Origin of the sequence: Streptomyces sp. SBT349, from assembly GCF_001083795.1 — a bacterium.
In the GTDB taxonomy this organism is placed as follows: domain Bacteria; phylum Actinomycetota; class Actinomycetes; order Streptomycetales; family Streptomycetaceae; genus Streptomyces.
In genome coordinates, this window is sequence record NZ_LAVK01000046.1 from 1 (window position 1) to 12279 (window position 12279).

The following is a 12279-nucleotide window of genomic DNA, read 5'->3' on the forward strand; positions in this document are numbered from 1 at the left end:
ACCCCCCCCCCCCCCGCCCCCGCCCCCCCCCCGCCCCCCCCCCCCCCCCCCGCCCCCCCCCCCCCCCCCCCCCCCCGCCCCCCCCCCCCCGCCCCCCCCCCCCCCGCCCCCCCCCCCCCCTCGGCGGGCGCCCCCCGCCGAGGCGCCGCGCGGCCGCTCGCCCGGCTCGACGAGATCAACGGCCTCCCGCCCCAACAGCTCGACGGACGCCCCGACTTCGCCGACCTCACCCCCGTGCACCCCACCTCGCGCCTGCGTCTGGAAACCGGCCGCGGCGAGCTGGTCACCCGCCTGATGGACCTGCTCACGCCCATCGGCAAGGGACAGCGCGGCCTGATCGTGGCGCCGCCCAAGACCGGCAAGACCACGATCCTCCAGAACATCGCCGCCGCCATCGCCACGAACCACCCCGAGTGCCACCTGATGCTGGTGCTCCTGGACGAACGGCCGGAGGAGGTCACCGACATGCGGCGCTCGGTGCCCGCCGAGGTCATCGCCTCGCACTTCGACCGCCCGGCCCGCGACCACACCGCCGTCGCCACCCTCGCCGTCGAACGCGCCAAGCGCCTCGTGGAGATGGGCCGGGACGTGGTGATCCTCCTCGACTCCCTCACCCGGCTGTGCCGCGCCTACAACAACGGCGCCCGCTCCACCGGCCGGGTCCTCACCGGCGGCATCGACGCCGGGGCGCTGCACCCGCCCAAGCGCCTGTTCGGCGCGGCCCGCAGCATCGAGAACGGCGGCTCGCTGACCATCCTGGCCACCGCCCTCGTCGACACCGGGTCCCGCGCCGACGACTTCTACTTCGAGGAGCTCAAGGGCACGGGCAACATGGAGCTGCGCCTCGACCGCGTCCTGGCGGGCCGCCGGATCTTCCCCGCGATCGACCTCGACCCCTCGGGCACCCGTCGCGAGGAGATCCTGACCCCGCCGGCCGAGCTGGCCGCCATCCACGGCCTGCGCCGCGCGCTGGGCGACCGGGACCCGCGCCAGGCCGTCGAGATCCTGCTCGACCGGCTCAAGGAGACCCGGAACAACGCCGAGTTCCTCGCCCGGGTCAGCCTGACGACCGTCCCCGTCTGAGCTACCGGCCCGCTCCGCCCGGCGAGCCCGGCGTGCCGGGCTTCCTGGCCCGGCTCGGCTGGACGCGGGTCGGCTCGCCCTCCGCCTTCGGGTGGTCCGGCGGATAGGGCAGGTCTCCCAGACCGTGCTCCCGTTCGTCCCTGGCGGCGAGTTCCAGCGCGGCGTCGAGGCGGCAGGGGCGCTCGGCCATGTCCGCGTGCACGTCGCCGACCTCGGCGAACCGCACCGGCATCGTCGCCAGGTCGAAGTCCTCCGGCCTGGCCTCCTCCACCTCCTCCCACCGCAGCGGCGCCGACACCGGCGCCCCCGGTCGCGGGCGGACGGAGTAGGCGCTGGCGATGGTCCGGTCGCGGGCCGTCTGGTTGTAGTCCACGAAGATCTTCTCGCCGCGCTCCTCCTTCCACCACGAGGTGGTGATCCGCTCCGGCGCCCGCCGCTCCAGCTCCCGCGCGATCGCGATGGCCGCCCTGCGCACCTGCGGGAACGTCCACTCCGGCTCGATCGGGACGAACACGTGGATGCCTCGCCCGCCCGAGGTCTTCGGCCAGCCGGTCAGGCCGAGCTCCTCCAGCAGCGGGCGCAACTCGCCCGCCGCGCGCACCGCGTCGCCGTACCCGGTGCCGGGCTGCGGGTCGAGGTCGATCCGCAGCTCGTCGGGGTGCTCGGTGTCGCCGCGCCGCACCGGCCAGGGGTGGAACGTCAGGCAGCCCAGGTTCGCCGCCCACACCACGGCGGCCGTCTCGTTCGGGCAGATCTCGTCCGCGTGCCGCCCGCTGGGGAAGGAGATGCGGCCGGTCGGGATCCACTCCGGCAGGTGCCGGGGCGCGCGCTTCTGGAAGAACGACTCTCCCGTCACGCCCTCGGGGTAGCGCTCCAGCGTGGTGGGCCGGTCGAACAGGGCGCGCGTGATGCCCTCCCCGACGGCGATGTAGTACCGGGCCAGGTCCAGCTTGGTGAAGCCGCGCTCGGGGAAGTACACCCGGTCGGGGTTCGACAGCCGGACCGTCCGCTCCCCGACGGTCAGCTCCAGGGCCTGTGCCATGTGCCTCACGGTAGGTCCTGGCACCCGAACGCGCCCGTCGGCGGGCGGCGGCCCACCGCCGCACGGAGAATCCCGGCATGGACCTACCGGTGATGCCGCCCGTCAAGCCGATGCTGGCCAAGCCCGTCTCCCGGATTCCCGACGGGATGCACTACGAGGCCAAGTGGGACGGGTTCCGCGCCATCGTCTTCCGCGACGGCGACGAGATCGAGATCGGCAGCCGCACCACCAAGTCCCTCACCCGCTACTTCCCCGAGCTGGCCGAGGGCCTGCGGGCCCACCTGCCACGCCGCTGCGTCGTGGACGGCGAGATCATCATCGTCCGGGGCGACCGGCTCGACTTCGACGCCCTGCTGGAACGCATCCACCCCGCCGCCTCCCGGGTCAGGACCCTCGCCGAGCGCACCCCCGCCACCTTCGTGGCGTTCGACCTGCTGGCGCTCGGCGACGACGCGCTGCTCGACGCGCCGCTGCACGAGCGCAGGGCCGCGCTGACCACCGCCCTGCGCGACACCCGCGAGCCGGTCTTCGTCACCCCCGCCACCCGGGACCCCGAGGTCGCCCGGCAGTGGTACGAGCGGTACGAGGGCGCCGGGCTCGACGGCGTCGTGGCCAAGCCCCTCGACCTCGCCTACCGGCCCGACGAGCGGGCCATGGTCAAGGTCAAGCACGAGCGCACCGCCGACTGCGTGGTCGCCGGGCTGCGCCACCACAGGTCGGGGCCCGTGGTCGGCTCCCTGCTGCTCGGCCTGTACGACGACGAGCGGCGCCTCCAGCACGTCGGGGTCTCCGCCTCGTTCACCATGCGCCGCCGGGAGGAGCTGATGGAGGAGCTGGCGCCGCTGCGCATGGACTCCGTCGAGGGCCACCCCTGGGCGGACTGGGCGCGCGAGGAGGCCCACGAGGAGAGCCGCATGCCGGGGGCGCCCAGCCGCTGGTCGGGCGGGAAGGACCTCTCCTGGGTGCCCCTGCGGCCTGAACGCGTCGTGGAGGTCGCCTACGACCACATGCAGGGCTCCCGCTTCCGGCACACCGCCCGCTTCCGCCGCTGGCGTCCCGACCGCGAGCCGGAGAGCTGCACATACGCGCAGCTGGAGGAGCCGGTCCGCTTCGACCTCTCCGACGTGCTCAGCCCCCGGCGCCACGGGGAGTGACCGCTTCCCGCACCCGGGCCGCCACCCGGGCCGCCTCCGCCTCGTCCGCGTACCGCGTCCTGGGCCAGAAGAAGCCGCGCAGGCCGTCCTTCCTGCGCCGGGGCACGATGTGCATGTGGAAGTGCGGCACCGACTGGCTGATCCGGTTGTTCGCCGCGACGAACGAGCCGTCCGCGCCCATCCCGCGCTCCACCGCGGCCGTCAGCAGCCGCACCCGCACGAAGAACGGCCCGACCTCGGGCTCCGGCAGGTCGGTCAGCGTCTCGACGTGGTCCCGGGGCACCGCCAGCACATGCCCGGGGAACAGCGGCCTGGTGTCGAGGAACGCCACCACCGCCTCGTCCTCGAAGACCCGGTGCGCGGCCGACTCGCCGCTGATGATCGAACAGAAGACGCACGCCACGCGCTCCAGTGAACACCCGGGAGCCCGGGAAGCGCCCGGGAAGCGCGGACGCCACCCGATGGTTGACACCTGTATGAACGCACGCGGATCCGCGGCCGAGGTCGAGGTGGTGGTCGTCGGGGCCGGGCAGGCGGGCCTGTCCGCCGCCTACCACCTGCGCCGCCGGGGACTGGTCCCCGGCGAGGACTTCGTGGTTCTCGACCACGCGCCCCGGCCCGGCGGCGCCTGGCAGTTCCGCTGGCCCACGCTCACCTACGGCCGCGTCCACGGCATGCACGCGCTGCCGGGCAAGGAGCTCACCGGCGCCGACCCCGACCGGCCCTCGGCCGAGGTCGTCGGCGCCTACTTCGCCGACTACGAGACCACCTTCGGCCTGCGCGTCCACCGGCCCGTGGACGTCACCGCGGTGCGGGAGGCCGGGGACGGGCGGCTGCGCGTGGCCACCTCGGCGGGGGAGTGGACCACCCGGGCGCTGATCAACGCCACCGGCACCTGGGGCCGGCCCTTCTGGCCGCATGTGCCGGGCCAGGGCGCGTTCACCGGCAGGCAGCTGCACACCGCGGGCTACCCGGGCCCCGAGGCGTTCGCGGGGGAGCGCGTCCTGGTCGTCGGCGGCGGGACCTCCGCCGTCTCGCACCTGCTGGAGATCGCGGGGACCGCCGCCGCGACGACCTGGGTGACCCGCCGCCCGCCCCTCTTCAGGGACCTCACCTTCGGCGAGGACCAGGGCCGCGCCGCCGTCGCCCTGGTCGAGGACCGGGTCAGCAGGGGCCTGCCGCCGCAGAGCGTCGTCTCGGTGACCGGGCTCCCCATGACCGACGCGATCCGCCGGGCCCGCGCCGACGGCGTGCTCGACCGGCTTCCCATGATCGACCGGCTGACCGCGGAGGGCGCGGCCTGGGCCGACGGCCGCGCCGTCGCCCTGGACACGGTGCTGTGGGCGACGGGGTTCCGCGCGGCCATCGACCACCTGGCGCCGCTGCGGCTGCGCGAGCCCGGCGGCGGGATACGGCTCGACGGCACGCGCGCCGTGCGCGACCCCCGCGTCCACCTGGTCGGCTACGGGCCCTCGGCCAGCACCGTCGGCGCCAACCGGGCGGGCCGCGCGGCCGTGAACGAGGTCCTCGCCGGGACCCGGAACGGGACCCGCCCGCCCGCCGCCGTGACCCCGGCGGTCGCGGCATCGACATGACGACAACGCACTTAGGATGCACGGATGGTCTACACGTACGGCCGGACGATCACGCACTGCCCCTTCTGCGGCACCGGCTACGCCGTGGGTGACGTGTGGCCCAGGGACTGCCCCTCCTGCGGGGAAACCCACTGGGCCAACCCGTTCCCCGTGGCCGTCGCGCTGCTCCCGGTGGAGCGCGAGGGACGCCGGGGCCTGGTGGTGGTGCGCCGGGATATCGAGCCCTGCCGCGGCGAACTCGCCCTCCCGGGCGGCTACATGGAGCTGGGCGAGACCTGGCAGCAGGCCGCCGTCCGCGAGCTGCGCGAGGAGACGGGGCTCACCGCGGACGCGGCCGAGGCGACGCTCTTCGACGTGCGGAACGGGGACAGGACGCTGAACGTCTTCGCTCTGCTCCCCCCGGTGCCCGCCGCCGGCCTCCCCGTGCCGGCCGCCACCGACGAGGCCACCGAGTGGCTGATCCTCGACGGACCGGTGCGACTCGCCTTCCCCACGCACACCGACGTCGTGGCGGCGTACTTCGCCGGGGCCTGAGGGCGGTCCTCTCAGCCCACGCCCGCCCGCTGCTCGGCCAGGCGGCCCTGGCCGCCCACCGTGCCCAGGGCGGGCGCCGTCCACCGGCCGAGCGCGATCTCGGCGGTGATCCCGGGGCCGAAGCCCGCGATCACCCCCCGGGCCGACTCCTCGACCCCGCCGTCCGCGAAGATCCGGTCCAGCGCGTCGAAGACCACACAGCTCGCGATGTTCCCCCGCTCGGTCAGGGTCGCCCTGCTGAAGCGGAACATCTCCGGCTCGATGTCGAGGAAGTGGCAGAGGTCGTCCAGGATCCTGGGCCCGCCCGCGTGGACGATGTGGAAGTCGAGGTCCGCGATCTCCCAGTCGTGCTCCGTCGCCAGCGTCCGCAGCGCGGGCGCCAGCATCTTCATCGTGGTGGGCACCCGCTTGTCCAGCAGGAAGTGGAAGCCCGTCGCCTTGACCGCGTAGCTGATCCAGTCCTCGGTGTCGGGCACCAGGTGCGACCCGTTCCGCTCCAGGCGCACCCCGGTGCCGCCCGTGCCGCGCACCACCGCGGCGGCCACGGCGTCCCCGAACAGGCCGTTGGACAGCAGCGAGCCCACGCCGAGGTCCAGCGGCTGGTAGCACAGCGAGCAGAACTCGCAGGCCACGATCAGCACGTTCGCCTGCGGGTAGGCCAGGCAGAAATCGTGTGCCCGGTTGATCGCGGCACCGCCGGCCGCGCAGCCGAGCTGGGCGATCGGGAGCTGCCTGGTGTCGTTCCTGAAGCCGAGCGTGTTGATGAGCCAGGCCGTCATCGACGGCATCATGAAGCCCGTGCACGAGACGTAGACGATGAGGTCGATGTCGTCGACGCCCAGCCCGGCGTTGTCCAGGGCGCCGTAGACCACGGGGGGAACGCGCCGCTTCGCCTCGGCCTCGTAGACCAGGTTCCGTGGCTCGAAGCCCGGGTGGCGCAGCGTCTCCTCGATGGGCTGGACGATGTGCCGGGTCAGCACGCCCGTATTCTCGATGAGCCGGAGCGCGAGGCCCAGCTGCGGATGGTCGGCGTGCATCGTGCGCGCCAGCTCCAACGTGTGCTCCATGGTGAGCACATACTCAGGAACCGCGATGGACGGTCTGCACAGAGTTGCCATGATCCCCTCCCCTTGCCGCGCGCGGTCACAGGCGTGACGCCGCGGTAACAATGGCTGTATCAGTGAAAAGACCCGGTCACCAGGTGACCGGGAGCTCATAGGGATAGCGCCAGATCGACTCGTCGTTCCAGCGCACATCCGTGGCCGGGACCGCCAGTTCGAGCCCCGGGAACCGCGTCAGCAGCGTCCCGATGGCGAGTTCGAGCTCCATCAGCGCCAGCGGGGAGCCGACGCAGTGGTGCGAGCCCCACCCGAAGGTCATGTGCGGCGAGGCCGGCCGGTCGAGGTCGAGCTCGTCCGGGCGCTCGAAGCGCCGGGGGTCGCGGTTGGCGGCGAGGTAGGACACGTGCACCGTGTCGTTCGCCCGGATGGTCACGCCGCCCAGCTCGACGTCCTCGGTGGCGATCCGCGGGATGCCGACGCCCTTGCGGAACGGGATGAAGCGCAGCAGCTCCTCCAGGGCCTGGGGCAGCAGCTCGGGCCTGGCCCGCAGCTTCTCCCGCTGCTCGGGGTGGGTCAGCAGGGTGTAGGTGATGTTGCTGAGCTCGTAGGTGCTGGTGTCGTGCCCGGTCATCATGAGCACCATGGCCATCACGGTCAGCTCGTCGGTGCCCAGCACCTCGTCGCCGTCGCGTGCCGTGGCCAGCACGCTGATCAGGTCCTCGCCCGGCTCGGCCCTGCGCCGCCGGGTCAGGTCCGCGAAGTAGGAACGCAGCTCCGCCTTGGCCTGGACCGCCGCCTCCCGCGTGGTCGCCCCGACGTTCATCATCGACATGGCGCGGCGGCGCAGCTCGGGGCGCTCCTCCTCGGGGATGTCCAGGACCTCGCAGATGGTGGTCAGCGGCAGCCGCGCGGACAGGTGCTTCACCAGGTCGGCGGGCGGGCCCTGCTCGGCCATCCCGTCCAGCAGCTCGTCGACGATCCGCTGGGTCGCGGGCCTCATGGCCTCCACGCGAGGCGCGGTGAACGCCTGGGCGACCAGCCGGCGCAGCCGTGAACTCTGCGGCGGATCCAGCAGGTTGATCGATTCGTCCTGCACGATGGGGGCGGGGGTCATCCGCGGGAAGTCACGCCCCGTGACGGCGGCACGGCTGAATCTCCGGTCGGTCGTCACGGTTCTGACGTCCTCGTACCGGGTCACCAGCCATGCCTCGCCCTGCCCGTAGGCCATCGTGATCCTCGCGATGGGCGCCTCGGTCATCAGTTGCCTGAGCAACGGATCGAACTCAAGGCCGTCCGCGAAGTCGAACGGGCAGGTGAACACGGTGTCGGAGGGATCCACTCCGGCGCTCCAATTCTCTTCGGCCGCCGTTGCGCAACGGCACAACGGACCATTCGCCTGGACGACCGGTGTGTCCCCCCCGGCCGAGGCGATCATGTGCCCGGCCGGGAAAATTAACCCGTTCGAGGAGCCGCGAGGCGTTCTTGATCGCTCTGTGTCGCGCCCCTGACCAGGGCTCGACGCGGACGGTCAGTGAGCGGCGGCCTGACCTGTCGGCTCCGCGTCCGCCAGGTTCCCCGGGAGGCGCAGGCCCTCCCGCAGCGGGACCAGTTCGGACTGGAGGACCAGCGCGGCGGCGCCGATGGCGGGCGCGGTCGCGGCGGAGCGGGAGAGCCGGACGGTGACCGAGTGGGTGGCGCGGGAGAAGAACGCGCGATCCAGCTCCTCCTGGACCACGGGGAGGTAGATCGAGCCGGCGATGGCCAGGCTGGGCCCGGTGAGCACGAGCTGCTCCAGGTCCATCACATTGGCCAGCGTCCGCGCGGCCACCGCCAGATGGCGCGCGGAACGTTCGAGCAGGGCCCTGGCCCGGGTGTCGCCGCGCAGCGCGGCGCGGGTGACCGCCGCGAAGTCGGCGACGCGGCGCGGGCGTTCGCCGGTGCTGGCGAGACCGGCCGCGCGGGCGAGGCCGGGGGCGGCGAGGGCGGCGGCCACGACCGCGCCAGGACCGGCCAGCTGCTCGGTGCAACCACGGGCCCCGCACCAGCAGTCGGGCCCCGCCACGTCGAGGCAGATGTGGCCGATCTCCCCGGCGTTCCCGCCGGCGCCGCGGTAGGTGACCCCGTTGATCATCAGGCCCGCGCCGATGCCGGTGCCCATGTATACGGCGGCGAATGTCGCGGTGCCGCCGACGTCGCCCGACCAGTGCTCGCCGAGGGCGGCGGCGGTGGCGTCGTTGTCCAGCACGACGGGCAGCCCGGTGGCCGAGGCCAGCTCCCTGTCGAGGGGAAAATGTTTCCAATGCCGCATCGCGGGCGGGTAGAGGGGCATCCCGCCGGTCTGGTTCAAGGGCCCCGGAGCGACCAGACCGAGGCCCAGTATCCTGGCGCGGTCGATACCGGCTCCGTCGATCAACGCGTCGACCTCCGTGGCGATTCTGGCCACGACGGCAGGGGGATCGTCGGTGCCGACACCCGCGCGGGACATCCGGGCGACCACCGATCCGCCCAGATTGGTGAGGACGTAGGTGATTCCCGCGTGGTCCAGATGCACGCCGACCGCGAACCGGGAGGACTGGTTGAGCTGGAGCAGCACCCGGCGCTTTCCGCCGGTGGACTCCGCCCGCCCCGTCTCCAGCACGAGGCCGTCGTCGATGAGCCGCCGGACAACGGTGGAGATCGTCGCGCCGGTGAACCCCGTGGCCTTGACGAGGCCGACGCGGCTGATGGTTCCGGCCGCGCGGATCACGTCGAGGACGGCCGCCCTGCTGCTGGCGTGGGGGGTGGCGCCCGCTGGTCCGCTCACTGAGTCCTCCGCATCGTTCACGGGAGTCCGCGACTTCACCGCGCAGGGTGATGGTAACGCTGCGCAATGCTTAGTTTATTCGTTTGACGAAGGATACCGCCAGGGTCGTCCCCGATGGCGACGGCGAACCGGCCCGAGCGACGGAAGGTGGTGACGCGATGACGGATCGTGTCGGCCATGAATCATGCACGTCGTTGTCTGTTCGTGTCATTAGAGGGTTGACTTTGTTAATTCGGCGGCTTAACAATCACATACCCCTGGGTGACTCCGCCCATGCCCCAATGGTGGGGCAGGCCATGAGAGGAACGGACATGTCCTTGCACGCAAGGTGGCGGCGCGTAAGAAAAGCGGCGATAGGAGCGGTGGTCATCGGGCTGCTGGCCGCCGGCTGCGGCGGTTCGAGCGGGGGCGGGTCGAGCACCGACAGCGACACCCTCGTCGTCTACACCGGCCAGGCCACGGACTACCAGCGGAACTTCAACCCGTACCTCCCGGCGGTGAACGAGGGGGGCGGCTCGATCTTCGAGCCCCTGTTCTTCTTCAACATCGCGCGCCAGGACGACCCCAAGCCGCGCCTGGGCACCGAGTACACGTGGAACGAGGACGGCACCGAGCTGACCATCGCGCTCCGCGAGGGCGTCCAGTGGTCGGACGGCGAGGACTTCACCGCCGACGACGTGGTCTTCACGCTGAACATGCTCCGCGAACACGAGGCCCTCAACACCCAGGGCTTCGAGGGCCAGCCGGAGGTCGTGGACCCCAGCCACGTGCGCGTCACCTTCGACGAGCCGGCCTACATGAAGTCGGCCGACCTGCTGGGCAAGACCTGGATCGTCCCGGAGCACATCTGGGGCCAGCTGGACGACCCGGCGACCGACACCATCGCCGAGCCGATCGGCACGGGCCCGTTCACCCTCTCGGACTGGAAGCCCCAGGCGTTCACCCTCACCGCCAACACCACCTACTGGGACGGCGAGCCGACGCTGAAGAACGTCAGGTACGTGGCGCTCTCCGGCAACCAGGCCGGTGCGGACGCCCTGGCCGCCGGTGAGATCGACTGGCAGACCGGCCCGGTGCCGGACATGGCCAACATCGAGGAGAACTACCCCGGTTACAAGGCCATCACCGTTCACGCCTTCCAGATGGTGCTGAACACCTGCTCCAACGCCGACCTCGGCTGCGAGGGCCCGCAGACGGACCCCGCGGTGCGCCAGGCCATCTACCACGCCATGGACCGCGAGCAGCTCAACCAGCTCGCCTTCCAGAACACCGCCAGCGAGATGTCCCCCGGCTTCGCCCTGCCCGAGCGTGACGCGGGCATGCTCTCCGCGGAGCTGGAGAACCAGTCGGTCCTGATGAACGCGGACGTGGACAGCGCCCAGGAGGTGCTGGAGAACGCCGGCTACACCCAGGGCGGCGACGGCATCTACGAGAAGGACGGCCAGAAGCTCGCCCTCAGCGTCACCGTGGTCTCCGGCTGGACCGACTACATCACCGCGGTCAACACCCTGGCCGAGCAGCTGACGGCCGCCGGCATCGAACTGACCGTCAACCAGGTCTCGTTCAACGAGATGTCGGACTCCCGCGGTCGCGGCGACTACCAGCTGATGATCGACTCGCTGTACCCGGGCCCGCTGCCCGACCCGTACTTCGTGTACAACAACTTCTTCAACAGCGCCAACACCGCCCCGGTCGGCGAGATCGCCAACCCGAACTTCGCGCGGTACGAGAACCCCGAGGTGGACGAGGCCATCGCCGAGCTGGCCCAGATCGACCCGGCCGACACCGAGGCCCGGCAGCCGTTCTACAACACCATCCAGACGGCGCTGGAGCGGGACATGCCCTACATCCCGATCATGCTCGGCGGCACCACCAGCGAGTTCAACGCGGAGAAGTTCACCGGCTGGCCCACGGACGTGAACCTGTACGCCTACCCGGCCGTCTGGCAGCGTCCCGACCACTCGCAGATCTACATGAACCTCGAACCGGCCGGTGAGTGACCTAATCCCATGAGGTACTACGCCCGGAAGCTCGGGTTCTACGTCGTCGCCCTCTGGGCGGCCCTGACCCTGAACTTCTTCATACCGCGAATGATGCCGGGGAACCCGGTCGACACGCTCCTGACCAAGCTTCAGGCGCGTGGCGGCTCGGTCGGCCCGGAAGTCCGCAGGTCCTACGAGTTGTTGCTCGGCACGGACACCGGTGACCCGCTCTGGGAGCAGTACGTCGAGTACCTGGGCAACATGCTCCGCGGCGAGCTGGGCATATCCGTCAGTGCCTTCCCGGCGAACGTCACCGACGTCATCTCGCAGTCCCTGTACTGGACGGTCGTGCTGGTGGGAATCGCCACCCTGCTGTCGTTCGTGGTGGGCGTCGTCCTCGGCATGGTGGTGGGCTGGAAGCGGGGCACCTGGCTCGACTCCCTGATTCCGGCCACCACCGTGCTCTCGGCCGTGCCGTACTTCTGGCTCGCGCTGATCTTCGTGCTCGTCTTCTCCTCGACGCTCGACTGGTTCCCGCTCAACGGCGGGTACGACGTGGCGCTGTCGACGGGATGGAACTACGAGTTCATCAACTCCGCCATCTACCACGGCTTCCTGCCGGCGCTGACCATCGTGGTCTCCTCCGTCGGCGGCTGGCTGCTCGGCATGCGGAACATGATGGTCTCGACGATGTCCGAGGACTACATCCTCACCGCCCAGGCCAAGGGGCTGCGCAACCGGCGCATCATGACCCGGTACGCCGCCAGGAACGCCGTCCTGCCCTCCGTGGCCGGCTTCGCGATCTCCCTGGGCTTCGTGGTCTCCGGATCGATCGTCACCGAACAGGTCTTCTCCTACCCGGGCATCGGCTCCAAGCTGCTCCAGGCCGTGGAGAACAGCGACTACGCCCTGATGCAGGGGATCTTCCTGGTGATCACGATGGCCGTGCTCGGCGCCAACCTGGTCGTCGACCTGCTCTACGGCCTCATCGACCCTCGCACCCGAGTCGAGAACTGACCAGGAAG

10 protein-coding genes and 1 pseudogene are annotated in these 12279 nt (G+C 71.5%); 6 read left to right on the forward strand and 5 right to left on the reverse strand.

The window, feature by feature from the left end; genetic code table 11:
• Nucleotides 1-150: 150 nt before the first annotated feature.
• Nucleotides 151-1083: pseudogene (gene rho, locus ADY01_RS08530) on the forward strand (transcription termination factor Rho); the annotation flags it as partial.
• Between the two features lies 1 nt (nucleotide 1084).
• On the opposite strand, the gene ligD reads toward rho, so the two are convergent.
• Nucleotides 1085-2125: a non-homologous end-joining DNA ligase gene (gene ligD, locus ADY01_RS08535; protein WP_049568339.1), complete on the reverse strand. Its 1041-nt coding sequence runs from the start codon at nucleotides 2123-2125 to the stop codon at nucleotides 1085-1087.
• Between the two features lie 77 nt (nucleotides 2126-2202).
• Between ligD and ADY01_RS08540 the strand changes: the two genes are divergently transcribed.
• Complete coding sequence (locus tag ADY01_RS08540; RefSeq protein ID WP_049568341.1) at nucleotides 2203-3279, forward strand: ATP-dependent DNA ligase; 1077 nt, start codon at nucleotides 2203-2205, stop codon at nucleotides 3277-3279.
• On the opposite strand, the gene ADY01_RS08545 is transcribed toward ADY01_RS08540, so the two are convergent.
• A complete protein-coding gene (locus tag ADY01_RS08545; protein WP_049568344.1) occupies nucleotides 3254-3682 on the reverse strand; it encodes an HIT family protein in 429 nt (142 codons plus the stop codon). The two genes, ADY01_RS08540 and ADY01_RS08545, sit on opposite strands and share 26 nt — an antisense overlap.
• 73 nt (nucleotides 3683-3755) lie before the next feature.
• Between ADY01_RS08545 and ADY01_RS08550 the strand changes: the two genes are divergently transcribed.
• Together ADY01_RS08550 and ADY01_RS08555 are read left to right on the forward strand one after the other, a co-directional pair.
• Nucleotides 3756-4874, forward strand: a complete 1119-nt coding sequence (locus ADY01_RS08550) for an NAD(P)-binding domain-containing protein (protein WP_049568347.1) — start codon at nucleotides 3756-3758, stop codon at nucleotides 4872-4874.
• Nucleotides 4875-4898: 24 nt separating this feature from the next.
• Entirely contained in the window at nucleotides 4899-5408 is a 510-nt protein-coding gene (locus ADY01_RS08555) for an NUDIX domain-containing protein (protein ID WP_049568350.1), read from the forward strand.
• Between the two features lie 11 nt (nucleotides 5409-5419).
• Here ADY01_RS08555 and ADY01_RS08560 read toward each other — a convergent pair whose 3' ends face one another.
• The 3 genes from ADY01_RS08560 to ADY01_RS08570 form a co-directional block, all read right to left on the reverse strand.
• Nucleotides 5420-6526 (reverse strand): type III polyketide synthase, encoded by a 1107-nt coding sequence (locus ADY01_RS08560; RefSeq protein ID WP_049568352.1) that lies wholly within the window; start codon nucleotides 6524-6526, stop codon nucleotides 5420-5422.
• 76 nt (nucleotides 6527-6602) lie between these two features.
• Nucleotides 6603-7808, reverse strand: a complete 1206-nt coding sequence (locus ADY01_RS08565; protein WP_049568355.1) for a cytochrome P450 — start codon at nucleotides 7806-7808, stop codon at nucleotides 6603-6605.
• A gap of 189 nt (nucleotides 7809-7997) precedes the next feature.
• Nucleotides 7998-9272 (reverse strand): ROK family transcriptional regulator, encoded by a 1275-nt coding sequence (locus ADY01_RS08570; RefSeq protein WP_049568357.1) that lies wholly within the window; start codon nucleotides 9270-9272, stop codon nucleotides 7998-8000.
• A 311-nt stretch (nucleotides 9273-9583) separates the two neighbouring features.
• On the opposite strand from ADY01_RS08570, the gene ADY01_RS08575 reads away from it, so the two are divergent.
• Complete coding sequence (locus ADY01_RS08575; protein WP_078900108.1) at nucleotides 9584-11272, forward strand: ABC transporter substrate-binding protein; 1689 nt, start codon at nucleotides 9584-9586, stop codon at nucleotides 11270-11272.
• Nucleotides 11273-11281: 9 nt separating this feature from the next.
• Complete coding sequence (locus ADY01_RS08580; protein WP_049568360.1) at nucleotides 11282-12271, forward strand: ABC transporter permease; 990 nt, start codon at nucleotides 11282-11284, stop codon at nucleotides 12269-12271.
• Nucleotides 12272-12279: the final 8 nt, after the last annotated feature.

Coding starts and splice junctions, on each gene's coding strand:
- ligD (WP_049568339.1), bottom strand. CDS start 2,125: ATGGCACAGGCCCTGGAGCTGACCGTCGGGGAGCGGACGGTCCGGCTG.
- ADY01_RS08575 (WP_078900108.1), top strand. CDS start 9,584: ATGTCCTTGCACGCAAGGTGGCGGCGCGTAAGAAAAGCGGCGATAGGA.
- ADY01_RS08540 (WP_049568341.1), top strand. CDS start 2,203: ATGGACCTACCGGTGATGCCGCCCGTCAAGCCGATGCTGGCCAAGCCC.
- ADY01_RS08555 (WP_049568350.1), top strand. CDS start 4,899: ATGGTCTACACGTACGGCCGGACGATCACGCACTGCCCCTTCTGCGGC.
- ADY01_RS08580 (WP_049568360.1), top strand. CDS start 11,282: ATGAGGTACTACGCCCGGAAGCTCGGGTTCTACGTCGTCGCCCTCTGG.
- ADY01_RS08550 (WP_049568347.1), top strand. CDS start 3,756: ATGAACGCACGCGGATCCGCGGCCGAGGTCGAGGTGGTGGTCGTCGGG.
- ADY01_RS08560 (WP_049568352.1), bottom strand. CDS start 6,526: ATGGCAACTCTGTGCAGACCGTCCATCGCGGTTCCTGAGTATGTGCTC.